Source organism: Shewanella sp. MBTL60-112-B2 (assembly GCF_019655055.1).
Classification (GTDB): domain Bacteria; phylum Pseudomonadota; class Gammaproteobacteria; order Enterobacterales; family Shewanellaceae; genus Shewanella.
In genome coordinates this window covers 1-26764 of the sequence record NZ_BPFA01000032.1, presented here as the reverse complement: position 1 = coordinate 26764, position 26764 = coordinate 1, and the positions used below count along the sequence as shown (strand labels likewise).

Genomic DNA, 26764 nt, shown 5'->3' with positions numbered 1-26764 from the left:
CAGCGAACGTTCCGTAAACCGTAAGGCCGCAGGCCGTTCTACTTATCCGTCTCTGCTTATACCGTCTTTGCTCTAACCTAGAACCTGCTTTTCCTAGAACCTAGGACCTTCTTAGCCTTTAACCTGCTTTTCATTCTGATTCGCAATATGCGAACCCAATGCCACCAGCTCAAGCCTTAATTATTCTTCCCTAGGCTTAGCCATTACAAATAAGGTTAATAACCAACATGTTAGTAATAAATAATGGCTATAACACAGCGTTGGCATGATCCCTGTATTAACACTACTAACTGCTGATTGATGATTTCATCGCTCGAACAGATGTGATTCGCAGCGCTCTCTTAAACAGGTGCCCATATGCAAAGCTATCTGTCATACCGAGAATCGATATCTACAGCCTTGAATGGCGCACTAGCCAAAGGTCTATTTTGGCTAGGTTCAGCGCAAGTGCTGGGACGCATAGTTCGCCTAGGGTCTAGCATTATTATTGCGCGCTTACTCACACCCGAAGTCTTTGGCCAGGTTGCCATCATACTCACCTGTTTTGAGATCATCTGTACTCCTACACGTCGAATTTCTAGTGCAGCGCTGATTAAAATGGATGACAGCCAAGTTAAACAATCTCTTCACGCGGCCAATCGAGTTAATTGGTTGGCCGCTATTATCGCCTTCGTTGCCATGAGCTTACTCAGCTGGCCGCTTGCAATCTACTACGATAACTTGCAGCTAATTCTTCCTATGATACTCATGGCAACAAGCTATTTACTACTACCTTTTGGCATGCTCTACGCCGCAGTCAATCTGCGTTTAAACCGAATGCGAGTTGTCGGTAGAGCCGTACTTTGGCAAACAGTATTTGATGCTTTGCTAACTGCCAGCTTCGCTTTACTCGGGCTTGGGATTTGGGCGATTATCTTACCCAAAGTCATTGTGGTATTTATATGGATTGGGGTTCATCGATACCACAATCCCCTGCCTGAGACTTTATCAAATGACAACTTCCACCGCCTTTCCCAAGAGAACCAGTGGCAACTGCTACCAGCAAAATCCAAAGCAATACTCAAGTTTGGCTTACAGGTTGGCTTCGGTGATTTGGCTATCGTGCTTAGACAAAATATTGATTACATCTTGGTGGGCTATTTTCTTGGAATAGAGGCGTTAGGAGTGTACTTCTTTGCCTTCAATGCCAGTTTAGGAATTAGCTTAGGTCTAGTGCAAAGCTATGGCACCGCGCTTTATTCCTATCTTTGTCAAAAAGATCAAACGGCAGAGTCCACACCGCTGACATTAGAGCAAAAGTATTTTAAGTCCCTTAAGTTCATCATGTTACTGACTGTCCCAGTAATTAGCTTACAGGCTCTACTCGCACCACTTTATGTACCTTGGGTTTACGGTCAGAAATGGTTAGATGCTGGAGCGCTGCCTGTATTTATCCTGCTTTGCTTAAGCGGTCTCGTTAGGCCTCTAGGTGAAGCCGCTAGTCAGTATCTAATTAGTGCCGGTAGAAGCCAGTTTAATCTGTTATATAACAGCTGTTTCACCCTTATTTTAGCGGTCACAATTGCCATCTCTAGCATCTGGGGACTACAAGCCGTCGCGCTTGGGATCTTACTATCGCACCTGTTCGTGATGCCCAGTTTCACACTCTACTTAAAACTGACTCAATCGATTACCGATACAGCACATTATCGCTCGGAGGCACGCTATGACAGCTAATTTCGCCAATAAAAAAGTGACACCTATAAAGGTTTCAGTGGTAATGCCTATCTATAATGTCGAAGCCTTTGTTCAAGATGCAATCACCTCTGTACTCAATCAGAGTTTTAAGCACTTCGAGCTATTGTTAATTAACGATTGCTCACCGGATAACAGCTTATCTATCTGCAAACAGTTTAACGACCCTAGGATCAAGATAATTGAGCATGAGCAAAACCAAGGTCTAGCCGCAGCGCGAAATACTGGTATTCGTCATGCCATTGGCCAATATGTAGCGTTTATCGATTCTGATGACATGTGGCATAGAGAGAAGCTACAGCAACACGTTACCCACCTCGACCAAGCTCCCGAAGTAGGTATTAGCTTTTGTCGCTCCTTGTTTATGAACTTTCAGGGACAAAAAATTAATATCTACCAAATGCCTCAACTCACTAATATCGAGGCAAGCGACCTACTGTGTCGCAATCCGGTGGGCAATGGCTCCGCTCCGGTCATTCGCCGCGAAACCTTATCTGATATTCGATTTCAGGCGTTAAACAAGCACCAAGCTCATAGTTGTTACTTCGATGAAAACTTTCGCCAGTCGGAAGATATCGAGTGTTGGTTAAGAATAGTCACTACCACCCACTGGAAAATAGAGGGGATCCCCGCTCCACTTACTTTCTATCGATTAAATGCTCAAGGACTGTCAGCAGATCTAAAAAAACAGTATGCCTCTTGGGAGAATATGATTAACAAGGCAAAAGGCTATGCTCCTAAGTTGCTGGCACAACATGAAGCTAAGGCCAGAGCCTATCAACTTAGGTATATTGCCAGGCAAGCCATTCGAAATAAAGATGGCAAAGAAGCGGTTAAATACCTGCATCTGGCACTCAAAACCTCCCCTGGGATCATTAAAGCAGAAACCGGACGCACTCTAGCTACCATGACGGCAGCCTACCTGTTAAAGCTATTGCCACTTCGTCTCTATAAGGTTTTTGAGGAGCTTGCACAGTTTTTACTAGGCCGACTTCAAACCGCCAAAATAAATAGAGATGGAGTCAATCCTGCACTCTTAAAGTAGCTTCTGTAGTCTTGAGTAAGCCAAGCACTTTCCAAATAAGTTAGACACTCTGATAGTAAGCTCAACCCTGTTTCAAAAACCGTTCCCCCTCCCCAAAGCCATTTGCAGCCTGCCTTGCAAGATGCAAATGGCCAAGTTTTTTACTCTAAATAATTATCTAACCAACCCAATAATCAATGTAAGCCACTGAATAATTGGAGTTTTCAATATTGGCCTAGTATGTGCTTAGTTAACAATAAGTATTAAGCATTCGCGCAATCCAGATTCACTATTAATAAGGACTCTATAATGAAAAACACCAACTTGAATTCAGAGTCGAATGCCCGCCCCAATAAAGGGTCGGCTCCCCTTTCTAATAAAGAGTCTAAGCCACTAACCACTCATCATGACCAATCACGTTTCAGCATTCGCTACTTTGACTTTGTCAGCGCCTTATTAATGCTATTGCTTACATCGCCCTTATTCATATATGCATACCTTAAAAGCGCTTTGACTCAGCCCGGAGCATTTGAAACTGTGTATATTCACGGTCTAGGTAAGCAGTGCTCAGGTTTGCAGAGCTCTGATATACAACACTCGGGTTTACAATGCTCAAATTTAAAACAGTCAGGTTTACAATGCATAGCTTTGAAACAGTTTTCCTATTCGGGCTGGTTTAAAAAACTTCCAGTATTGCTCAGTCTATTAAGAGGAGAGCTTTCAATCTTGGGCACAGTGCAAACTTTTGCATTGCCAAAAGCTACCGAGAAGCCCTGCAGCAGACAAACTCATACTAGTGCTAATTCATTAGCAAAAAAAGGCTATCAAATTAAGCCAGGCTTGACCTCTATCGAGCAGATGAATGCTGCAACAGGACTGCATTTTGAGGCAGCGCCAATCTCTCTCGCTAAAGCACATCGTAGCCTAGTTCGCTATCTGCTCGCTCTGCTAAGACTGGTGATTGTCTATATCGTCACCCGTATCGCCTTTAAAAAGCCAAGCAGAAACACAGCTAAGATCTCAGTATTTGGCATCACCTTCGATAACTGGAGCATGAAACAGCTATTAGATGAAGTGTTACTGCAGTGCCAGCATCGCTCACAGCCTATGCAGCAGTACGCCTTTATCAATGCTGATTGCCTAAATATCAGCACTAAGGATGAGCCTTACCGCCAGTGCCTAAAGCAGACTAAACACATTTTTGCCGATGGTATAGGAGTACGTTTAGCCTGCCTAAGTAAACAAAAAGCACTGCAAGATAACCTCAACGGTACCGATATGTTTCCGCGCCTGTGCCAGCTCGCCGCAAACAATAACTTATCTATATTTATGCTGGGCGGCGGCGAAGGTGTAGCTCAGTCCGCTGCGGTGAACATGCAAAAGCAGTATCCCGCTCTAAAAATTGCAGGCTGCCATCATGGCTTTTTTGATAGCGATTCCAATAGCGAAGAGAATCAAGATGTCATAACCATAATTAATCAGTCTAATGCCGATATTTTGCTAGTGGCCATGGGAGCCCCAAAACAAGAGTTGTGGCTAGAAGCGAATAAACAGCAGCTGACTTGCTCTATCGGTATTGGCGTGGGTGGGCTTTTCGACTTTTACGCTAAGCGCATTAAACGCGCGCCGTTTTGGCTAAGACAGATGGGCTTTGAGTGGTGTTACCGCTTACTGCAAGAGCCTAAAAGAATGTGGAAACGCTATATTATTGGCAATCAGAGCTTTCTGTATCGAGTTTGGTGTGAAAACCGTCAACTAGATAAGCTGCAGCTTAACTCACCGTCATCGACAGTGAAGAAAAATCACAGCCTAACAAAGCTGCAGCTTCAAACCGAGTTGAATAAAGCGGCACTTAAAAACCAAAAAGCTCCCCAATTTGATGCAAGACAAGCCAATCTTAGTCGCGCAATCTTTAATCTAAATAGGCATATTGCTCGTAGCTGTAAACGCTTGCTCGACATCATGATCTCAGCTTGCCTGTTAGTTCTTTTGTCACCCTGTCTTTTGTTCGTTGCTGCGCTTATTCGCTGTGAATCTAAAGGAGCTGCGCTATTTAGCCAGCCGAGGGCGGGCCTTAATAATCATCCGTTTACCATGTGGAAATTTCGCTCCATGTACCAAGATGCAGAGCTGCGCTTAGCGGCGTTAAATCACAGTAACGAAATGGATGGTGGCGTCATTTTTAAGATGAAAAAAGATCCTAGGATCACCTTCGTTGGCCGCTTAATCCGTAAAACCTCTATCGATGAGCTACCTCAATTATGGAATGTATTAAAAGGTGACATGTCACTCGTCGGTCCGCGTCCAGCGCTAGTCACTGAGGTTAAACAGTACAAGTTACATCATAGAAACCGTTTAATGATAAAGCCCGGCATCACTTGTATTTGGCAAGTTTCTGGCCGTTCAACGATTCCGTTTGAACAACAAGTTGAGCTCGATATCGATTATATCTACCAACAGTCATTTACTGCCGATCTGCTACTGCTACTGAAAACGATCCCCGCAGTTATTTTTGCCCGTGGCGCGTATTAAGGAGCGAGATATGCAAGCGATTATATTTGCAAACCGTGATGGTAAAGAACTAGCTCCACTCGATAGCTATTACTGTCCGGCCTTATTGCCTATCAGTAATAAAAGCATTATCGAATACACATTAGAAGATCTGGCTGAGGCTGGAATAGAACGAGTCAAGCTAGTTGTTTCTACGCAAGTTAGCGAAATCAAAACATTAGTCGGTAACGGTGAACTTTGGGGCTTAGAAGTCGAGTATTTTCTCAGTAAACAACAGGAGGATATTTCAAAGATCATTCCAAGGCTCGCACTCGATAAAGCTGAGCCAATTTTACTTGCCCGAGGAGACATGTTGAGGAGCCCTTGCATCAAGCATTTTGTGCAATTTAGTCAGCAGATGAGCCATAGCTTTGTCATTGCAAAGTTAGACGAACAAAATGCCGGGTTGATGATGCTACCCGCTGCGGCTTCCTTCACAGAGGATCTCAACTGGCCTTTGTGTGATAACACTGAGCATTCAACTAACAAACACAATACCGTCACCCAAGTGCTACATGGCGATTGCTTTATGCTAAACACGCTTAATGAATACATGCGCGCCAATCAAGCCATGGCACTGAAAAAGGTAATAGGATCCGAGCCCAAAGGACGTTACTGCAGCAGCGCCGATGAAGCAAATGGCTTTTATGTTGGAGCCCAAACAAAAACGGGTCAACTGCGGATGCAAAATGCTTGGGGAGTCATAGGAGATAACACCTGGATAGATGAAAGCGTTAATATGCAGCAAAGTGTGATTGTGGGTAAAAACTGCTTAGTCGATGCCAACTCTAGCCTTAAAAACTGCATTATTCTGGATGACTCTTATGTTGGCCAAGATCTTAATGTTTGCAATGCCATTATCTGTAACAACATGCTGATCACGCCTAGTACTGGCGGGGCAATCAAGCTAAACGATGACAGCATCATAGCTAAAAACCATACCCAGACGCCTAATAGCAAAGTTAAACGACTCGATAGACTGTACGCTTTTGTATTGTTTATCTTGGGGGTTGTAATCTGCCCGTTGCTATTACTTGCCAGCCTTATAAGTTCGAGTAAAAGCACATTTATAAAAGATGTCATTACCCTAAAAAACAAGAGTTATACCAGCTGGCGTTGGGAGCTTAACTCACTGTTTTTTAGCAGACTGCCACAGCTTTATCTTGTGGTGTTAGGCAGGCTTCACTTATTTGGGCGTACTCCTTTTTTAAAGCAAGAGCAGCAGTTTAACGATGACGAACTCGGTTTATATGGGCCACTGCAGCTTCGCCGCGACGTCGTCCCTGAGGAAGAAAGGCAACTCATCGAAACTGAGTTCATGCTGACCAAGCAAAAGATCCAGCGCTGGAAACTCATCAAGCAATCATTGTGTTATTCAGCACCTGAGCCGCCAACCACTGCAGAGCCAACAAAGAACTAACAAAGAGCTAACAAAGAGCTAACAAAGAGCTAGCGAAGAACTTGGAATAACCATGCATTAACAAGGTCCATCCGATTCGATAGCGGAGAATCATTTTAAGTGGAGAGATATTATGAAAACAATTATCACCTACGGCACCTTCGATCTTTTCCATTATGGCCATGTCCGTTTATTTAAGCGTTTAAAAGCACTGGGCGACAAACTGATTGTTGCCGTTTCAACCGATGAATTTAACGCCTTAAAAGGCAAAGCCGCATTTTTTAGTTACTTTCAGCGCGCAGAGATTGTTGAAGCCTGCCAATATGTCGATATGGTCGTGCCAGAAACCCACTGGAACCAGAAAGCAAAAGATATCTGCAAGTATAATGTGAGTATCTTTGGCATGGGGGATGACTGGAAAGGCGAATTTGATGAACTATCAGTACTATGTGAAGTGGTGTATTTAGATAGAACCGGCGAGATCTCAACCACCGAGATAAAGAATAACTTAGCCCAGCCTAAGCAAGTCGGAAATAAAAACGGCAACTCTGCAAGCAGTTCAACATCGGTAAAGCAGATAAAAAAATGATGAGGTTCTCTATGGCTAATTGGGCCAAAGTCATTATCAGGAAGTTGGTTTATACGCTTGCTGCTCTATCTCCTCGCAGCTCAAGCAAGGCACTTTTTGGTAGTTATAAAGAAGGCTTTTCTGATAACAGTAAATACTTGTACTTGCACTGGCAGCAGACAAAGTATATTCGCTGCATTTGGATTAGCGGCAATCGTGAGATTATTGAACAGCTACAGAACCAAGATTTTGAGGTGTACTACCGCTGGTCACTAAAAGGGGTTTATCACGCCCTAACCACTAAGTATTATTTTTATAACAGTTATATCGGTGACATTAACCAGTGGCTTGCCAATGGTTCAACCAAAGTAAACCTATGGCATGGACTGCCGATGAAGAAAATTGAGTTCGACATCAACACAGGTCCCATGGCACAAGTGTTCAACCCCGAAGGTAAACTAGCATTATGTAAACAATGGCTATTTGCCCACCAGCAACGCATCACCCCAGATTTAATGCTAAGCCCAAGTACGCTTATCGACTCTTTGTTTAGCAGTGCATTTAGACTTAACGACTCAAACACTCAGTTAGCTGAAGACTCTAATTATGATAAAGCTGATGGCTCTGATGTTCATGCCGCTGAAGGCTCTGATTACCATAACGCTGATGGCTCAGTAACTAGTGGGACTAAGTTGCTACGAGCAACGAACCCAAGAACGGATTACTACGCGCTCGACACAAGCAAGCGCCAACCGCTCGATAAGATTTTTAGCTCTATCACACAAGAAAATATGCAGCCAAACAGCAATGATGCCTTCGAGCAAGCAGCTACATTTACACCAATACCAACACCAACACCAACACCAACACCAAGCATCATTTTATATACTCCCTCGTGGCGCGATAGCCATAAACAAGGCAATCCATACAGCAGTGCTTTTGATTGGCAGCAATTATCGAATCACTTAGTAGCCAATAACCAACTGTTTTTATTACGCCTACATCCAAATGAAGCAAGCTTGGCTGATGAGCTAACTGAATACGCCAACATCATTAATATTTCACACTTGGGAGATGTATATGGCTTCTTACAACAGGTTGACCTACTCATCACCGATTACTCGTCATTATTTATTGATGCATTACCGTTAAACACGCCAATATGCTTCTACCGCTTTGACGAAGCGCATTACCAACAAGATTGCCGCAATATCTATGACTACGCGACAAAGCTCCCTGACATCGCCCCAAAATGCACAAATTTTGATGAGTTATTACAGCAGCTAACGCCGGTGAAAATAGCTAAACAAAAACCTGATTGTGGAGACCGTTATCAAAAAGATCAGCAAAATAATGACCAAGAAAACTACCAAGAGAATTACCTAGAAGAGTACCAAAACGTAAGCGAGCTGTTTTGGGGAAAAGATACACCAAATGCATTTGAAGCTTTAGAAGGATGGGTGGATAAAAGAAGGACCTAGGACGCTTCGCTCCGAGGAAATCCAAAGCCAAAAAGCGCCACCTTCAGCTTTCGCTTAGCTTTTTCTGCTCTTAACCGTCTTTGCTCTTACCTAGGACCTTCTTAGCTTTAACCTGCTTTTAAGTAGGTTGGGCTTTAGCCCATCAACGTACATTAAATATACGAGAATTGACGGCATAAATGCCGACCTACATAGATAACGGCGCTTTAACCGTCAGCGCAGCGTTCCGTAAGTGAGCCAGCGAACGTTCCGTCATCCGTCAGGCCAAAGGCCGCTCCGCTTTTTCCGTCTTAGCTTGTACCTAGAACCTGCTTCCCCTAGAACCTAGGACCTTCTATGCTTTAACCTAGGACCTGCTTTTCCTAGAACCTAGGATCTTCTTAGCCCTAACCGTCAGCGCAGCGTTCCGTAAGTGAGCCTGCGAACGTTCCGCAAACCGTAAGGCCGCAGGCCGCTCTGCTTTTCCGTCTCAGCTTGTACCGTCTTTTAACCGTCTTTGCTTGCTCGGCTTTAACTTCTTAGCTTCAACCCACTGTGATACACTCAACTGAGCAAAACCATAAAGTCACATGGGCTATTTTTATAATTATGTTTAATTTAAATAAAACATTTTTGATTAATTCTATTCTCGCCAAAGTCCCAGATGTAAAACTTATCTATTTATTTGGTTCCTTCGCTAGTGGTGAGCAACATTCTGAAAGTGATTTAGATATTGCTATATTGCCAGCTAAGGCACTAGATAACCTTAACCGTTGGCAACTTGCTCAAACATTAGCATGTGAACTCAATATCGATGTCGATTTAATTGATTTAAATACCGCATCAACTGTATTGTGCCAACAGGTGATTACTCAGGGAAAATTGCTATGGGGAAGCCAGAATGATGATAATTATTTTACGGTTAAAACCATGTCCATGTACCAACACCTACAAGCAGAAAGAAGTATGATATTAGCCGATTTCACTTCTAATAAAGTGGTGCATAGCAGTAAGGGAACAACCAATGAATGATATTCTCATCAATAAAATAGCCACGATCAAACGCTGTCTAAAACGTATAAATGATGTGTATGGAGATGGAACGTCATTTAAGCAAGATTTGACACTGCAAGACAGTGTGATACTCAACCTACAACGTAGTTGTGAAGCTTGCATTGATATAGCAAATCATTTAAACCGCCAACATCAATACGGTATCCCGCAAAGCAGCCGAGATAGCTTAACCTTGTTAGCACAAAATAATGTACTGAACGAAGCATTAGCTGATAACCTAAAGAAAATGGTGGGCCTAAGAAACATAGCGGTACACGACTATCAAGAGCTCAACCTTGACATTGTGATTCATGTTATCAAGCATCATTTAAGTGATTTTGAAGACTTTATTGAAGCAATAAAAAGAAGGACCTAGATTCTAGGACGTTCGCAAGCTCACTACGAGGACGGACTTCGTCCTGCTAGGAAATCAAAAACCAAACAGCGTTACCTTCAGCTTTCGCTTAGCTTTTCTGCTCTTAACCGTCTTTGCTTGTACCTAGGATCTTCTTAGCCCTACCCGTCAGCGCAGCGTTCTGTAAGTGAGCCTGCGAACGTTCCGTCAACCTAAGGCCAAAGGCCGTTCCACTTTTCCGTCTCTGCTTGTACCTAGAACCTTCTTTTCCGTAGGTTGGACTTTAGCCCATCAACAACTCATTCAAATATTAGGAAATTGACTGCATAAATGCCGACCTACATTATTGTGGCTTAATAAACCTGTACACCGATATGAGGTAAACTCTCCTTAATACAGAACGGTGTAAAAGTAATGAAGACTCAACCAACATATTCAACAGAATTTAAAATTGATGCAGCTAACCTTGTCATTAATCAAGGCTATACCATTCGTGAAGCCTGTCAGGCTACCGGTGTAGGCCCAACAGCAATGAGACGTTGGGTTATCCAACTAAAGCAAGAGTTTGAAGGTATTACTCCATCTACCAACGCTATGACTCCAGAGCAAAGGCGCATTCAAGAGCTTGAAGCTCAAATTAAGAAAATTGAATGGGAGAAAGACATCTTAAAAAAAGCTACCGCTCTCTTAATGCAAGACAGCATCAAACGATAGCGTTGATTGAATCGTTATCGAGAGAGCAAAACAGTGTTAAACCACTTTGTGATTTATTTGAAATCCCGAGAAGCAGCTATCATTACCACCTAAAACACCGTGAATTAATAAAACCAGAACGTGAGTTATTGCTCAAAAAAGCGATTGATATACATAGTGATAGTCGCGGCTCTGCGGGAGCTAGAACGATAGCTGGTCAACTTAATCAACTGGGTGAAAATGTTGGCCGTTATAAGGCCGCAAGTTTAATGAGAGATGCAGGGCTTATCAGTAGCCAGCCCAGAAAACATCGTTATAAGGTGGCAAATGACGAATCTAAAATTGCGCCTAATTTATTAAAACGACAGTTTAACGTTGAAGCTATAAACCGGGTCTGGTGTGGCGATGTAACTTACGTTTGGTCAGGGACAAGGTGGCTCTATTTAGCTGTGGTAATGGATTTATACGCCAGAAAGATAGTCGGCTGGGCGTGCTCAGGTAGTCCAAATACTGACTTAACTTGTGCAGCTTTAAGAATGGCATTTGAACAACGGGGACGTCCTAAAAACCTGATATTTCACTCAGACCAAGGTTGTCATTACAGCAGCCTGCAATATCGACAAATGTTGTGGAAGTATCAAATCACTCAAAGCATGAGCCGAAGAGGGAATTGTTGGGATAACGCGGTGATAGAGCGATTTTTTAGAAGCTTTAAAACAGAATGGATGCCTAAATATGGCTATAACAGTTTTAAGGAAGCTGAGTTCGACTGCATCAACTATATCTTGAAACACTACAATACAAAACGGGGTCATAGCTACAATAATTACATGACACCAACAGCGGCTGAAACGGCTGCGTAAATACGTATCCCCTGTTGGTGTACAGTTTTAGTTGACCACATCATATAGATAACGCCGCTTTAACCGTCAGCGCAGCGTTCTGTAAGTGAGCCTGCGAACGTTCCGTAAACCGTCAGGCCAAAGGCCGTTCAGCTTTTCCATCTCAGCTTTAATCGTCTTTGCCTTTCCTAGAATCTAGGACCTTCTTAGCTTTTAACCTAGAAGCGAAGCGCCCTTCTTAGCCCTTTTATCCTTCTCCGACAAAATCGGCTCAACACCTTCGTCTATCGGCCATTGGATATTTAACAACGGATCATCCCACGCAATGCATCTTTCATGCTCAGGCGCATAGTAATCGCTACATTTATAGATAATGTCAGCATGGGCACTTAAGGTTAAAAAGCCATGGGCAAAGCCAGGAGGGATAAACATTTGCAGTCTATTTTCAGCAGATAAGGCTTGCCCAAACCACTGACCATAGGTTTTGGAGTCTTTACGAATATCGACGGCAACATCGAAAATACTACCAGCAGTTACTCGGATCAATTTACCTTGTGGTTGCACCTCTTGATAATGCAGCCCACGTAGTACATTTTTAGCCGAACGGCTCATATTTTCTTGCACAAAGCTCGGGCAAACCATGCCCGCTTCAGCAAACAGCGCCTCAAACTCTGACTGACGAAAGGTTTCCATAAAGAAGCCTCGTTCATCGCCAAATACTTTCGGCTCAAACAGCAACACATCAGGAATTGAGGTGGGTATTAATTTCATCATTTTCTTTTAAATTAGTCTAGATTTTAAGGTTAAAAGAAGATCCTAAATCCTAGAACGTTCGCAAGCTCACTGAATAAACAAGGTTCTAGGACCTAGGACGCTTCGCTCCGAGGAAATCTAAAACCAAACAGCGTTGCCTTCAGCTTTCGCTTAGCTTTTCTGCTCTTAACCGTCTTTGCTTTAAACCGTAAGCGCAGCGTTCTGTAGGCCGCAGGTCATTCCGCTTTACCGTCTTTGCTTCTACCTAGGACCTTCTCAGCCTTTGCTCAATCCGACCCAAATAAGTCTCGCGTATACACTTTTGCAGCTACATCAGCCAACTCATCAACCATACGATTTGATACTATCACATCAGAGACTTGCTTAAATTCGTTCAGATCTTGTATTACACGTGAGTTAAAGAACTCTGACTCATTAAGCACAGGTTCGAATACCACAACCTCAATACCTTTGGCTTTAATGCGCTTCATGATACCTTGAATAGAAGACGTACGGAAATTATCTGAACCAGACTTCATAGCCAGGCGGTAAATACCCACGACTTTAGGATGCCTCTTGATAATAGAATCAGCAATAAAGTCTTTACGAGTAGAATTCGCATCAACAATCGCACTAATCAAACAATTTGGCACATCTGCGTAATTAGCTCTAAGTTGCTTGGTATCTTTTGGTAGGCAGTAACCACCATAACCAAATGATGGATTGTTGTAGTGTGCTCCAATACGAGGATCTAACCCAACACCTTCAATTATTTGTCGAGAATCTAAACCATGAGACTCTGCGTAGCTGTCTAATTCATTAAAGTACGCCACACGCATTGCAAGGTAAGTATTAGAGAAAAGCTTAACTGCCTCGGCCTCAGTCGAGTCGGTAAAAAGAATGTCGATATTGTCTTTAACTGCAGCATCGCTAAGTAAGTTAGCAAACACTTCAGCGCGCTCTGAGCGCTCACCAATGATAATGCGAGACGGATGCAAATTATCATAAAGCGCACGGCCTTCACGTAAAAATTCAGGTGAGAAAATAATATTTTTAGTATCAAACTTCTGTTTAACAGACTCGGTATAACCGACTGGTACAGTCGACTTAATCACCATAACTGCATTTGTATTAATAGTTAACACATCCCGAATAACTGCTTCAACCGACGAGGTATTAAAGTAATTGGATTTGGTGTCGTAATCTGTCGGCGTTGCAATAACCACATAATCCGCATCTTGATAGGCTAATTGCTTATCAAGCATAGCCGTTAAGTCGAGCTTATGATTACTGAGATAGGCTTCTATCTCGGTATCTGCTATAGGTGATTGACCTTGGTTAATCATGTTAACTTTTTCAGCAACAATATCAACAGCCATAACAGTATTGTGTTGTGCCAATAATACAGCGTTTGATAGGCCTACATAGCCTGTCCCTGCTATAGCAATTTTCATCCATAAACCTTAACAAATATCCGCAAAAAATAGCATTCAACAAGACAAAAGTATTGTTCTAGGCTCACATATGTTAAAGCTGAGAAGGTACGAGATCCTAGGATGTTCACAGGCTCACTGCGAGGACGCTTCGCTGCTAGAAAATCAAAAACGAAACAGCGTTGCCTTCAGCTTTCGCTTAGCTTTTCTGCTCTTAACCGTCTTTGCTTGTACCTAGGACCTTCTATCCTTTAACCTAGCACCTGCTTTCCCTAAAGCCTAGAACCTTCTTAACTTTTTATCTAGGACCTGCTTTTCCTAGTTAGGCCGCAGGCCGTTCCATCTTTGCTTACCCCGTCTTAGCTTGTATCATCTTTGCTCTTACCTAGAACCTGCCTTTCCTAGGGCCTAGGATCTTCTTAATCTTTAACCGTAAGCGAAGCGTTCCGTATTCCGTAAGCGAAGCGTTCTGTAGGCCGGAGGCCGTTCCTCTATAATCGTCTCAGCTTGTACCGTCTTTGCTTTAACCTAGGACCTTCTTGCTTTAAGCTCGTATAGAATCTAGCAGGAGCGTAGCGACGCTCTAGCCGTGGCGGAGCCTCGTTCTAGTCTCTGCGCTTAATAACAACGATAAGGAAATCGAATATGCAAATAATCCATTATGGAGCGGTAAATGGTGTAACGGGCTCATGCCATCAGCTAGATATCAATCCCCGCTCAAGCGTTCTAATCGATTGCGGCCTATTTCAAGGAGCTGAAACAGCAGGAAAGAGCGCAGCAGATCAACTCCAAATAGAATTTGAATTACGTGATATCACAGCGTTAATTATTACCCACTGCCACATTGATCATGTTGGTAGGATCCCATATTTACTTGCTGCTGGTTTTAACAAACCTATCTATGCAACAACAGCCACCGCCGCCCTACTGCCTATGGTCATTGAAGATGCACTCAAAGTCGGTGTCACCCGTAACCAAAACTTAATTAATTTATATTTAAAGCGTTTACAGCAGTTAATTCAGCCTATTGATTATAATCAATGGTTTACTCTGAACGTAAACCTCTGTGATAGTGGATACCAACAGACAAAAGCACGGTTTAATGTTGCAGGCCATATACTAGGCTCGGCCTATGTTGAAATAGAGCTCAGTAACCTATCGCTAGCTCACAAGAATAGTAGCGATGATACAAACCCAAACGGTGACCCAGGAAGCGAGCAAGACACGCACATAGTCGTATTTTCAGGAGACTTAGGTGCCAGTAACACACCACTATTGCCAAGCCCTCAAAGCCCATTGCGCGCCGACATCTTAGTGATTGAGTCCACCTATGGTGATAAAAATCACGTTAACCGCGAACAACGAGCAGAAAGCTTACGTCAAGTAATTGAAAAATCAGTTAGCGACAACGGCGTCGTACTCATCCCAGCTTTCAGCATTGGCCGAACACAAGAGTTACTGTATGAATTAGAACAAATTATCCATAACCAACAACAAGACCCCATGTGGCAGAGTATAGACATCATTGTCGACTCGCCTATGGCGGCAAACTTTACCGAAAAGTACATTGATTATAAAAAGCTGTGGGATTCGGAGGCCAAATCCGTGTTAGCGGAGCAACGCCATCCACTGGATTTTAATCAGCTTTACACCATCGATAGCCACCAAGATCACCTAGCGGTAATAAATTATCTTTCAAGCAGACAAAAGCCAGCAGTTGTCATTGCGGCAAGCGGGATGTGTACAGGCGGACGAATCGTTAACTACCTACAACGATTTTTACCTGAGCCAACTGCAGATGTACTTTTTGTGGGATATCAAGCTACAGGAACTATCGGAAGGGATATTCAAACATACGGACCACGCGGAGGTTACGTGTACATAGAGGGGGAGAAAATTGATATTAAAGCGGGAATTCACACTATCAGTGGCTATTCAGCCCATGCAGATCAACAAGACCTGATAAACTTTGTTGAAGGTATCAAACACAAACCGAAACACATCCGCATAGTCCACGGCGACACCGAGGCCAAACAAGCGTTAGCAGATAAATACCGCCAACTGTTACCTAACGCAGAGATTAAAATAGGAACAGGCTAAAGCCAAAGCTATTCACCACTGAGGACTCGGAGCGCTACTCGACACGAAGAAAAGCAACATCAAGACCAACTAAAAATCGCGCTAATCTTTTGCTCTACGCACTTCTCCGTGTCCTCCGTAAAAGCGCAGCGCTTCGTGGCAAGAATGCTCTTCATGCAGTAATCAAAACAGGCCGCTCGGTTTACCGTCCCAGCTTGTACCGTCTTAGCTCTTATCTAGGACCTGCTTTTCCTAGGCCCTAGGATCTTCTTGGCCTTAACCGTCAGCGCAGCGTTCCGTGAGTGAGCTTGCGAACGTTCCGTATACCGTAGGCAACAAGCCGTTCCATTTTCTCCGTCTCAGCTTGCGCCGTCTTCGCTTTTATCAGCTTTTTCATAAGCCTTTGCTTTTACCGCCTCTTTTACATACCACTCTACCGCCTCTTTTACATACCACTCTACCGTCTTTTTTAGGCCAGACTCAAAGGATTCGATAGGCTTCCAACCTAATTCACGCTGGATCTTGCTCGAATCTATCGCATAACGAACGTCATGCCCAGGTCTATCGTCTACATAAGTAATTAAGCTTTTAAATCCGAGGGCATTACCACTAGCAGCCAGTGAGTCAACGTTGACCGGAACGAGTTCTTCCAACAGCTCACAAATGGTGTTTACAACATCAATATTACGCTTTTCACAACTCCCACCGATGTTGTAGGTTTTACCAATTTTGCCTTGAGTCAAAACGCTATACAGCGCTCTGACATGATCTTCAACATACAACCAGTCTCGGATCTGTAAACCATTACCATAGATAGGAATTGACTTACCAGCTAAAGCATTGGTGATAGTTTGCGGAATTAACTTCTCGGCATGCTGAAAAGGACCATAATTATTAGAGCAGTTTGTCACAACAATTGGTAAGCCATAGGTCCGGTGCCAAGCTCGCACTAAATGGTCGGATGCAGCTTTACTCGCAGAGTACGGGGAACTCGGATCATATCGGGTATTTTCTGTAAATAACTCCCCAAAGTCTAAATCGCCATAAACCTCGTCAGTAGAGATATGATGAAAGCGAAAACCGTCCCTTTTCCTATCTACAAGTGTGGTGTAATACTTCCTGCATGCTTCCAACAATGTATAAGTGCCAATAATGTTGGTTTGCATAAACTCAGCAGACCCATCAATCGAGCGGTCAACATGACTCTCTGCAGCCAAGTGCATAATGCTAGTTGGCCGGTATTCATGAAGCAGATTAGATACTAAGCCTGCATCGCAGATATCACCCTCAATAAAATGATAGCGATGAGACAATCTTACATCGCCTAAAGATGCTGGATTGCTAGCATAAGTCAGTTTATCCAAGTTAATCACCGTATGTGCAGTGTGATGAATTAAAAAACGTACTAATGCTGAGCCGATAAAACCTGAACCTCCGGTAATCAATATCACTTGGTTCATAGTTCAATCCTGTCTTGCAGCAATCTGATAAGATACTGACCATAACTATTTTGCTTCATTAGCTGCGAGATACGAACAATATCGTCATCAGATAACCAACCATTTCGCCAAGCTATCTCTTCTAAACAAGCTACTTTTAACCCTTGTACAGTTTCAATGGTTTGTACATAAGACGATGCTTGCTGCAAACTATCAAACGTACCAGTGTCTAGCCATGCAAAGCCGCGCCCTAGCCTTTCTACCTGTAATTCACCCAACTTTAAATAAGCTTGGTTAATATCGGTGATCTCTAGCTCATGCCGTGCTGATGGTGACAAGTTCTTTGCAATACTAACCACTCTGCTATCGTAAAAATAAAGACCTGTCACAGCCCAATTTGATTGAGGCTGTATAGGCTTCTCTTCAATAGACTGCGCCTTAAAGTCTTTATCAAACTCAACAACCCCAAACCTTTCAGCTTGAACAACTTGATAGGCAAAAATTGTCGCGCCAGCTCGCCGTTCAGCAGCAGATTTCAAAGACTGACTAAAACCTTGTCCATAAAAGATATTATCACCCAAAATGAGGCATACATTGTCATTGCCGATGAAGCTTTCCGCAATAATAAATGCCTGTGCAATACCTTCAGGCTTTTTCTGAATAGCAAAAGTCAGATGTACACCAAAATCACTACCGTCACCAAGAAGACGTTGAAATAGTATTAATTCTTCTGCAGTTGTTATAATCAATATCTCTCTAATGCCCGCCAACATCAATACTGAAAGAGGGTAATAGATCATCGGTTTATCATAAACTGGCAGCAGTTGTTTAGAGATCCCTCGAGTAATAGGATACAAGCGTGAACCAGCACCACCGGCTAGTACAATCCCTTTAGTTATAGCCTGGGCTTTATCGGTAGTTTTAGCGTTACTTTTCAAAGTCATCACCCGTGTTCAAACACATTTAAAAACAAAAAATCCCCATTCGGGGATTTTTTGTATGATATAAATCAAACGATCAAGAAGTACGTCTAATCCACGTTAAGATTTGCCATACATGAGCTAAAGCCCAATTATATGTTGCAAAAACAGCTAAAAATCCTATAAACATAATGTATTCTGGAACTACGAATAATTCGCCAGAAATACCAATCGTAGCAAGGATTGCTGACAACATAGAAATTCTAACTAAAGTTTGTTTACGGCTATAACCCGCACGTTCAAATATATGATGAAGATGGTCCCGGTCTGGTTTAAAAGGAGAATGGCCTTTTTTAACTCTTCGATACATAATTGCCGCCATATCCATTAAAGGGATAGCAATTAAGTAAAGTGCTGTAACAGGGGAAAATGCTGGATTATCTGACTCAGTACCAATCACCAACAACCAAACAACTGTCAGACCAATTAACATACTACCAGCATCACCCATAAAAACTTTTTGTAACGAACTAAATGGCCAACGTAAATTAAAAAAAAGATATGCTGAGATAGCAGCGATGAACAATATAGGTAAGATTGTCCAGGAGTTTTGCGCTTGGTAAAATAAGAAAGCTAATGAGGAAAACGTTACAATACTGAGCACTCCAGCAAGACCGTCTATACCGTCGACCATGTTAAACGCATTGATAGAGCCTATTACGGCTAATACCGTTATTAGAACTCCTATATAACCGAGTTTTAACTCAAAAAAGAACAAGATGCTCCCTAGTGAGGTCAGATAAGATTCTGCACCAAAGATCAAGATAGATGCCGTTATTACCTGAGCCGCGATTCGCAAACGTACTGATAGATCGTAACGATCATCAAGAACACCGATAAACAAAATTAGCGCTGCAGAGATAAGGTAAAGGTTTAGGGTTCTGCTGTACTCAATGAAAACTGACGAAGCAAGTAATACACTAAAAAAAATGCCAATACCACCAATTAGTGGCACAGCACCATCATGAACTTTACGGGCATTTGGTAGGTCGACCAACCCTACCTTAGCAGCGTAAGGCGCTGTAAATTTAATCGCAACAAAGCTCAATAAAAATGCCATAAAGAATGGCTCGATTAAACTCATTTTCTTATCCTTAAGTACAAGCGGTAATCATTCATTTTAATGTCCAAGTTTACAACTAATCCCACGATTATAACAGCTATCAAATACATTAATATGAACTTACGTCTGCCGACCGAAAATGACACTTGTGATTATGCTGAAACGATTTACTTACCAGAATAAGAGCTGCTAGCAAGCTATGAATTTAGCGAACTAACAGGAACCTTAACTTTCTTCTTAATGAAGGCAGTAATTTTCCAAATGTAAGCTATAACGTAAAAATAAATGGCAAACGCTATTAAAAAGGCAACAAACATAATGGTTTCATTAACAGAATGTAGCTCGGACCAAATACCAACACCCGCCATAATGCTAGCCATTAGGCAGATAACCAATAACGAACTACGAGAAGAAAAACCGATACGCTGACAAATATGGTGTAAATGCTCTCTATCTGGTTTAAATGGCGATTGTCCCTTCCTCATCCGCCTCACCATAATGCAAACCATATCCATTAGAGGTAGACCAATTAACCAGAGTGCTGTAACAGGTCGAATAGCATTCGACCTTGCTCCCTGACTAGCTTCAATTAATAGCCAGATCACAGTAAAGCCAATAAAAATACTACCAGCGTCCCCCATGAATACCTTAAAACGTTGCCCTAGAGGAATCCCTAAATTGAGCAATATATAAGGTAAAATAGCAACTACTATCAACAAACAGTATTTAGCTAACTCAGTGTTACCACTTTGATAAAATAACACGCCTAACGCACCAAAAGTGACTGATGCCAAGCCGCCAAGTAAACCATCGATACCATCAACCATATTAAAGGCATTGATTGCACCAATAACCCCTAATATGGTTACTAAGTAACTTACGAGCAAAGGAAGCTGAATAACTTCACTGCCCATTAAGCAACCAAGATTATGTAAACTTTTCTCACCAACAAGAATCATAGCGAGTGAAATAGCTGCCTGAATAACTAGACGAACTTTGAAGCTAATATCGAACCTGTCATCAATAGCTCCCAAGCCAACCAAAACAGTAGAGCAACAAATATACAGCACTACATTTTTATCCAGAGGTGTGAAAAGCAATAGCGTAAATAAAAGGCTAAGAAATATAGAAATACCGCCAATGAGTGGGATCTGACCTTCATGGTGCTTTCGCTCATTAGGCTTATCCACTAGCCCAATTCGCTTAGCAAACTTTCGAAGAGTCAACAAGCTAGAAAATGAAGCGATAAATGCAAAACATAAACTTAAGGACATATCAATCTCAATGGATAATGGATAATGGATAATGGATAATGGATAATGGATAACTATTGATAGTAGAAAGGCCATTTTTACCAAAAAAGCACTACTATTGACGATAGTAGTGCTGAATTAACTATAAAACGGGTTATATACATGGTATTTTTAAATATAGTCAAAGGGGCTAATGCATCACATAGTACAAACAGCTAAAACTAATAGGTTGACGAGGCTTTACCATTTACTGATGCAATATTCACTCAAACCAGATTAGGTTACTCCTAGTTACACTTAAAATGAGAAACTAGATTGAATATACATTTACTGGCAGTTGTATTTAATGCCAATTAAAGTCCTTGCTAGCCAGAGGTGAGTAACACCTTAGCAAAATCGGGATCAAAAGCTCCTTCTTTTACCTCAAGCATAAGTGCATCGTCTGAAATACATTCAACGCTATGTATGTCAAAAGGTTGAAATTCAATAGCCCGACACTCTTCCCCATCTCCAACAAGTAACTCTTTTAACTTACTTCCGTCAGAATTGTAAACGGTAACCCTTATAACGCCATTGATAACGACGAACATCTCCCACTGATGAGGTAACTCATGATAATGAGGTTCGACATAACTGCCTTTAGACAAAGCTATAAATAATCGTTGAACCTTGTCATCAAAAGTTTTGTGTAAGTTAAGGTGTGCTCGCCTTCTAGGTGAGGCCTTAGCATCGCCTAGAAGGTTATCTAGCAATTCTTTTCCCAGAACTTTCATGATTACCCTTTAATTTATCCAAAATATTTGTAGCGATCGAATTAACTGAAAATTCATGTTCAAGTAGCGTGTATGCCTTTTGTCCAACGGTTTTTCTATATATAGCATTTTGAAATAAGGAAATAGCATTTTTTAAGAACTGCTCATCTTCACCGTTAACAGTAATAAGTCCGGCACCATGCTCGTTAACTAACTCTTGTAAATCATTTCCTTCATTGACACTCCCTAAAATTGGCAAAGACTGAACCATATAGCCTAATAACTTACCAGGAAAGTTATGAGCGGTGTGCTTTGCAGATAACGAGAAAAGTCCAACGTCAATGTCAGCTAAAATATCCTTAAATTCTGATTGGTTAACGGATGGTAAGTAGCTTACGTTGGTCAATGACCACTCAGTTACAAGATTGTTAATCAATTCAACTTCGTCACCTTGCCCCACAAAAAGAAAATGAGCATCTATGTAAGGCAGCATACTCTTAGCAAGACGCATAAGATTGGCCATGTCCTGCGCATGTCCAATATTTCCACCGTAAAAGAAAATCACTTTATCTTGTATATTCAGTTTGCGCCTTATTGAATTATGCTTATTCGATAGTTCATATGGGATTAGAGCAGCCCAATTGCGTAGTATTTGAGCTTGATATCGAGATTTGGTACTTTTATTAAATAAAGCCATGTTTTTTTCTGACATAATACCTATCATGTCAGCTTGATTATAAGAGTGTCGTTCGAAGTATCTGAAATAACGCTCAATCAATGACCCCTCTTTAATCATACCGGCATCTATAATCCATTGCGGGAAGAAGTCTCTTAGCACCAGATATGCTGGGCAGCTACACCTTTGCTTAAGGTTCGCGACTACCCCCCCAAAAAAAATTGAGGGTGAGTAATAAATAACACCATCAAATGTTTTAGCTTCAACCTTGTGTTTTATCGACTTCCAAGCACGACTAGAAAGAAGTGTCTCATTTATAGCTCTCTTTACTTTTCCTATGTCCTTAATGGGGCCGGAACTAAAACGCCACACCTTTATACCGTCATAAACCTCTTCAATAAAGTCATTCTTTTCGTAGAAGTGAGGAGTAATAACAGTAACTACACAGCCCATGCTCTGCAATTCAACAGCAAGTTCATGAAACATTTTTGCTGCCACACGCGTACTGTGTGGCAGGTAATCATCAATAACTAATGCTAAATGCATTAATACTTCTTCCAAATAACACGATTCACATAATCGGTATAGCTTAAAATAGTACGTAAAACCTTATCAGAAACATTAGGTGCGATGTAATCCTGAACTTTATTAATCAATCGAACTTCTCCTCGAGGTTGAGTCTCTAGTATCTCAATTGCCTGAAGAATTCGGTTCACACACATTCCTGTAAACATAACAGCCCCCTCTTCAAAACCCTCCGGTCTCTCTTGAGCTTCACGAATATTAATTGCAGGAAAGTTAAGAATAGAAGACTCTTCTGTGATAGTACCACTATCACTAAGTACTACTTTTGCCTCTTTCTGTAAGTGAACATAATCACTAAAGCCTAGCGGCTTTAATAGTTGTACTCTACTATCGAACTCCAAATTGAGTGCTTCAATTTTCTTACGAGTTCTTGGATGAGTTGAAACAATAATAGGTATGTCGTATTTACTTGCAATTGTATTCAAGACTTCTACGTACGCATAGATATTTTTTTCAGAATCAACATTCTCTTCTCTATGAACACTAACGAGGAAATACTTATCTCTTTCCAAAGAGAGACGAATCAACACCTCAGATTCTTGAATTTTATTTCTATAGAAGGTCAGCACTTCATCCATTGGGCTGCCAGTTTTTACGATAAGCTCAGGACTTACTCCTTCTCGTAACAAGTAATTACGTGCAATATCACTATAAGGCATATTAACGTCTGAAATATGGTCGACTATTTTACGATTAATTTCTTCAGGAACACGCAAGTCAAAGCAACGATTTCCGGCTTCCATATGGAAGATAGGGATCTTTTTCCGTTTTGCTGAAATTGCAGCTAAAGCGCTATTAGTATCCCCCAAAATAAGTACAGCTTCAGGTTTTAACTCTTCAAACAATTTATCTGATTTGCTAATAACTTGGGCCATTGTGTCAGCAGAAGTTGTACCTGCACACTCGAGAAAATAATCAGGAGAGCGAATACCTAAGTCATCAAAAAATATCTGATTAAGTTCAAAATCATAGTTTTGGCCAGTGTGTACCAAAATATGTTCGCAGTGTAGGTCGAGTTTAGCAATAGTACATGATAATCGAATAATTTCAGGCCTAGTCCCGACTACCGTTACTACTTTAAGCTTTTTCATGATGTATACCTCTTCAAGTAATCTTTACGCATATATTCAACCAACTCACGCCATGTCGGGGGGACAAAGCCTGTCAACTCTCTAAAACGAGTTGAATCCAACGAACGGTCAATCACTAGGTCAGCGCTTGGATTAATAGTTATTTCTTTGCCATATATCTCTGCAACCAAAGAAACTAGCGAAAACTTATCGATAGGTTCTACAGATAAATGGTATAGGCCTGTTAAATCTGTTTTTTCAAAAACGTTATCTACTAGTATCTTTGCAATATAGGAAGTTGGCAACCCAGAAAATATAGCCTTGGAGAAACCATTTACCTCACCATTTTGGCTCAAAAACCAATCAATCAAGCTCACTGATGTGACTAGTTCATGACCTATAATAGAAGTTCTTAACGTAATATGTCTATCGTAGTTGACTTCACCGAGACATTTGGACTTGCCATAAAGATCAGTTGCTGTTGGAAGATCACTTTCTGTATAATTTCCTTTCTGGCCATCAAAAACACAATCTGTCGAGAAGTGAATCAATTGAGCATTGTGTTTGTTGCATAAGCTTGCCAACTTATGTGGTAAAAGCGAATTAATTTCAATTGCTGACACATTTTGTTTTGAAACGTCATGTTGTTTAATTAGTCCTACGCAATTCAATACCACGTCAGGGGAAACTTGCTGAATAGCATGCTCAATACTAGCAATTTCCGTGACATCAACATGTTCAATTAATTTATGTTCTAAATTCTTAAAAAATCGTTCTTTTTCATTTACATTACGAACAGTTCCAAATACGTGTAAATGTTTATAATCACTTAAATTAGTAAAGAGACTATAACCAAGCATTCCTGTCGCACCAAAAATCAACACTTTCATTTTAAACGCCTTCTGGAACAATTAAATTTCCAGACTCTATCTCTCTAATAAAATCTAATTTTCGTAGTAATTGCTTCATAGCTTCTACGTCAAGTCGTTCAGTGTTATGAGAATTATAATCTTCAACTTTGGATAAATCTGAATCGCCCTCTTCAAAGAATTTTGAATAATTTAAATCTCGATTATCAGCTGGTATACGGTAATATTCACCTTGGTCTTGTGCAACAAACATCTCTTCACGACTACATAAGGCTTCAAATAATTTTTCACCATGTCGAGTACCAATCACATTGACTTTATGTTCGGGTTTGTTGATCATCTCAAGTATTGCCTGAGTTAATACTTCAATGGTTGCTGCAGGTGCTTTTTGCACAAAAATATCACCATTAGAGCCATACTCAAAAGCATGTAAAACCAGATCCACGGCATCATCTAATGTCATCATAAAACGAGTCATTGATGGATCAGTAATTGTCAGTGGAGTTCCTTCAATAATTTGGCGGATAAATAATGGGATAACTGAACCACGAGAAGCCATTACGTTTCCGTAACGTGTACTCGAGATAACCGTATTAGTGCCTTCTAAGTTACGGCTTTTAGCAACAATCACTTTTTCCATCATCGCTTTAGAAATACCCATAGCGTTGATTGGGTATACAGCTTTGTCAGTACTCAAACAAACGACCCGACTTACACCGTGGTAGATTGCAGCCTCTAATACATTCTCTGTACCCAACACATTAGTTTTAACAGCTTCTAATGGGTAAAACTCACAAGAAGGCACCTGTTTAAGCGCAGCAGCATGGAATACGTAATCAACACCACGCATAGCTGTTGAAATACTTTGTGGATCGCGAACATCACCAATGTAAAATTTTAGTTTATCATTGGAGAATGCCTTTCGCATATCATCTTGTTTTTTTTCATCACGAGAAAAAATACGGATTTCTTTAATCTCTGATTCGAGAAATCTACGCAATACAGCATTACCAAAAGATCCTGTTCCACCGGTAATTAAGAGTATTTTATCTTTAAACATATTAATCTCTATATTAATTTAAAAAAATCTTTCCATGAAGAGGACGGTTTAAAAGTGAAGTCCCCATTATGTAAAGAATCACATTTAATTTTATTTAATGTATTAGTAATTGCATCAGCCCAAGCAAGAGGGTCTTTGTAGTCTAAATATGTTGCTCCTGGATAACCATTTAATACATCTCTTGAAAATGGAAAATCGCTACATAACACAGGTTTTCTTAAAGTAGCCCCTTCAGCCAAAGGTAAACCGAATGTTTCGACATAACTAGGAAATAGAACCATTGAAGCTGACTGATATTTCTGTATAAGTTCGCCATAAGGAATAGTGCCTAAATAATCAACATTATCATTTAAACCATATTGGTTCACTGATTCAGAAAATGATTTATACTCCTCGGGTTTAAAAGTAACTTGAAATTTTATATTACTAATTTCATTTCTAGCTTTAATTATCTTGAGAGAATCCAAGATGATTTGATGGTTTTTGTAAAAAAGCGGTGTTGCCGGATAAAGAAGAGTATGATGTATACTTGCAGTTTTTTTCGGATTATCATCAGGAACAACATTAGGAAGTTCTATATCTGGCTTTATTACGTGCACTCTGTTTTCATTAATATTAGAAGTGGAACACAGTGCACTTTTCATCCAATTGGTTTGTACAACAAAAACTGTATTATTCCTAACGTATAGTAAAATAAAAAACTTATAAAAATGCTTATATAAAAATAGTTTAAATTGTTCTTTCTTAAGGAATGACCAACGCACACTAGAAAAGGGTAGAGGCTGGTGAAGATATATTATTTGTTCTTTGTCAGAGTTAATGGATGTATTTTGTAATGAGATAATTTTTACGGGATTAACACCATGAGTTTTTAACTGTTTTTCAAAAAAATAACTATCCCATAGGATTCTTTTAAACCAACCCAACTTAGAAACTTCTACAAAAGAAACATTGTTTGACTTTTGCAAATTGAGACCTTTGGGAATAAAACAAAAATAATGATATCTATGATCTAAAGATGCATGTTTTATAAATTGCTTTAGTATTGTTAACGCACCACTCTTACCAAGTGCT

At 41.0% G+C, this 26764-nt stretch carries 22 protein-coding genes; 10 read left to right on the top strand and 12 right to left on the bottom strand.

The genetic code is table 11. From position 1 onward, the window contains the following. The first annotated feature begins 357 nt into the window (after window positions 1–357). From K5Q73_RS17370 to K5Q73_RS17330, 9 genes are all read left to right on the top strand, one after another. The gene (locus K5Q73_RS17370) at window positions 358–1716 is read left to right on the top strand and encodes an oligosaccharide flippase family protein (RefSeq protein ID WP_220764565.1); all 1359 of its coding nucleotides are present in this window, start codon (window positions 358–360) and stop codon (window positions 1714–1716) included. Next, on the top strand, window positions 1706–2779 hold the full coding sequence (locus tag K5Q73_RS17365; RefSeq protein ID WP_220764563.1) for a glycosyltransferase: 1074 nt from the start codon (window positions 1706–1708) through the stop codon (window positions 2777–2779). The genes K5Q73_RS17370 and K5Q73_RS17365 overlap by 11 nt, the downstream gene beginning before the upstream one ends. Window positions 2780–3067: 288 nt before the next feature. Beyond that, window positions 3068–5290, top strand: a complete 2223-nt coding sequence (locus tag K5Q73_RS17360; protein ID WP_220764561.1) for a WecB/TagA/CpsF family glycosyltransferase — start codon at window positions 3068–3070, stop codon at window positions 5288–5290. A 10-nt stretch (window positions 5291–5300) separates the two neighbouring features. Beyond that, entirely contained in the window at window positions 5301–6728 is a 1428-nt protein-coding gene (locus tag K5Q73_RS17355) for a sugar phosphate nucleotidyltransferase (RefSeq protein WP_220764552.1), read from the top strand. A gap of 112 nt (window positions 6729–6840) precedes the next feature. Then, on the top strand, window positions 6841–7296 hold the full coding sequence (gene tagD, locus K5Q73_RS17350; protein WP_220764550.1) for a glycerol-3-phosphate cytidylyltransferase: 456 nt from the start codon (window positions 6841–6843) through the stop codon (window positions 7294–7296). 11 nt (window positions 7297–7307) lie between these two features. After that, window positions 7308–8756, top strand: coding sequence for a CDP-glycerol glycerophosphotransferase family protein (locus K5Q73_RS17345; protein ID WP_259650810.1), 1449 nt, complete (start codon window positions 7308–7310; stop codon window positions 8754–8756). A 612-nt stretch (window positions 8757–9368) separates the two neighbouring features. Beyond that, window positions 9369–9767, top strand: coding sequence for a nucleotidyltransferase domain-containing protein (locus K5Q73_RS17340; protein WP_308443286.1), 399 nt, complete (start codon window positions 9369–9371; stop codon window positions 9765–9767). After that, the gene (locus tag K5Q73_RS17335; protein ID WP_220764546.1) at window positions 9760–10164 is read left to right on the top strand and encodes a DUF86 domain-containing protein; all 405 of its coding nucleotides are present in this window, start codon (window positions 9760–9762) and stop codon (window positions 10162–10164) included. The genes K5Q73_RS17340 and K5Q73_RS17335 overlap by 8 nt, the downstream gene beginning before the upstream one ends. 393 nt (window positions 10165–10557) lie before the next feature. Then, window positions 10558–11699 (top strand): IS3 family transposase gene (locus tag K5Q73_RS17330; protein WP_374706875.1). Its coding sequence is split into 2 segments (ribosomal slippage): window positions 10558–10807 and window positions 10807–11699, totalling 1143 coding nucleotides; the frame shifts between segments, so codons are not numbered across the junction. A gap of 192 nt (window positions 11700–11891) precedes the next feature. On the opposite strand, the gene rfbC is transcribed toward K5Q73_RS17330, so the two are convergent. Both rfbC and K5Q73_RS17320 read right to left on the bottom strand, forming a co-directional pair. Beyond that, the gene (rfbC, locus tag K5Q73_RS17325; RefSeq protein ID WP_220764542.1) at window positions 11892–12449 is read right to left on the bottom strand and encodes a dTDP-4-dehydrorhamnose 3,5-epimerase; all 558 of its coding nucleotides are present in this window, start codon (window positions 12447–12449) and stop codon (window positions 11892–11894) included. 269 nt (window positions 12450–12718) lie between these two features. After that, on the bottom strand, window positions 12719–13885 hold the full coding sequence (locus K5Q73_RS17320; protein WP_220764540.1) for a nucleotide sugar dehydrogenase: 1167 nt from the start codon (window positions 13883–13885) through the stop codon (window positions 12719–12721). Window positions 13886–14509: 624 nt separating this feature from the next. Between K5Q73_RS17320 and K5Q73_RS17315 the strand changes: the two genes are divergently transcribed. Next, window positions 14510–15964 carry an MBL fold metallo-hydrolase RNA specificity domain-containing protein gene (locus K5Q73_RS17315; RefSeq protein WP_220764532.1) on the top strand — a complete coding sequence of 485 codons (1455 nt, stop codon included), beginning with the start codon at window positions 14510–14512 and terminating at the stop codon, window positions 15962–15964. Between the two features lie 338 nt (window positions 15965–16302). On the opposite strand, the gene rfbB is transcribed toward K5Q73_RS17315, so the two are convergent. From rfbB to K5Q73_RS17265, 10 genes are all read right to left on the bottom strand, one after another. Beyond that, window positions 16303–17403 carry a dTDP-glucose 4,6-dehydratase gene (rfbB, locus tag K5Q73_RS17310; protein ID WP_220764530.1) on the bottom strand — a complete coding sequence of 367 codons (1101 nt, stop codon included), beginning with the start codon at window positions 17401–17403 and terminating at the stop codon, window positions 16303–16305. After that, complete coding sequence (gene rfbA / locus K5Q73_RS17305) at window positions 17400–18281, bottom strand: glucose-1-phosphate thymidylyltransferase RfbA (RefSeq protein WP_259650813.1); 882 nt, start codon at window positions 18279–18281, stop codon at window positions 17400–17402. Before rfbA ends, rfbB begins: the two co-directional genes overlap by 4 nt. 118 nt (window positions 18282–18399) lie before the next feature. Further along, the gene (gene wecA, locus K5Q73_RS17300; protein WP_220764519.1) at window positions 18400–19446 is read right to left on the bottom strand and encodes a UDP-N-acetylglucosamine--undecaprenyl-phosphate N-acetylglucosaminephosphotransferase; all 1047 of its coding nucleotides are present in this window, start codon (window positions 19444–19446) and stop codon (window positions 18400–18402) included. A gap of 176 nt (window positions 19447–19622) precedes the next feature. Beyond that, window positions 19623–20699: a UDP-N-acetylglucosamine--undecaprenyl-phosphate N-acetylglucosaminephosphotransferase gene (gene wecA / locus K5Q73_RS17295; RefSeq protein WP_220764638.1), complete on the bottom strand. Its 1077-nt coding sequence runs from the start codon at window positions 20697–20699 to the stop codon at window positions 19623–19625. Between the two features lie 344 nt (window positions 20700–21043). Then, complete coding sequence (locus K5Q73_RS17290; protein WP_220764517.1) at window positions 21044–21451, bottom strand: WbuC family cupin fold metalloprotein; 408 nt, start codon at window positions 21449–21451, stop codon at window positions 21044–21046. Continuing rightward, a complete protein-coding gene (locus K5Q73_RS17285; RefSeq protein WP_220764515.1) occupies window positions 21420–22652 on the bottom strand; it encodes a glycosyltransferase family 4 protein in 1233 nt (410 codons plus the stop codon). Before K5Q73_RS17285 ends, K5Q73_RS17290 begins: the two co-directional genes overlap by 32 nt. After that, the gene (wecB, locus tag K5Q73_RS17280) at window positions 22652–23782 is read right to left on the bottom strand and encodes a non-hydrolyzing UDP-N-acetylglucosamine 2-epimerase (protein WP_220764513.1); all 1131 of its coding nucleotides are present in this window, start codon (window positions 23780–23782) and stop codon (window positions 22652–22654) included. Before wecB ends, K5Q73_RS17285 begins: the two co-directional genes overlap by 1 nt. Next, complete coding sequence (locus K5Q73_RS17275) at window positions 23779–24651, bottom strand: SDR family oxidoreductase (protein ID WP_220764511.1); 873 nt, start codon at window positions 24649–24651, stop codon at window positions 23779–23781. The genes wecB and K5Q73_RS17275 overlap by 4 nt, the downstream gene beginning before the upstream one ends. Window position 24652: 1 nt before the next feature. Continuing rightward, complete coding sequence (locus K5Q73_RS17270) at window positions 24653–25690, bottom strand: polysaccharide biosynthesis protein (protein ID WP_220764510.1); 1038 nt, start codon at window positions 25688–25690, stop codon at window positions 24653–24655. A gap of 8 nt (window positions 25691–25698) precedes the next feature. Next, window positions 25699–26764 (bottom strand): glycosyltransferase (locus tag K5Q73_RS17265; protein WP_220766158.1); only part of this gene is annotated, 1066 nt, incomplete at its 5' end.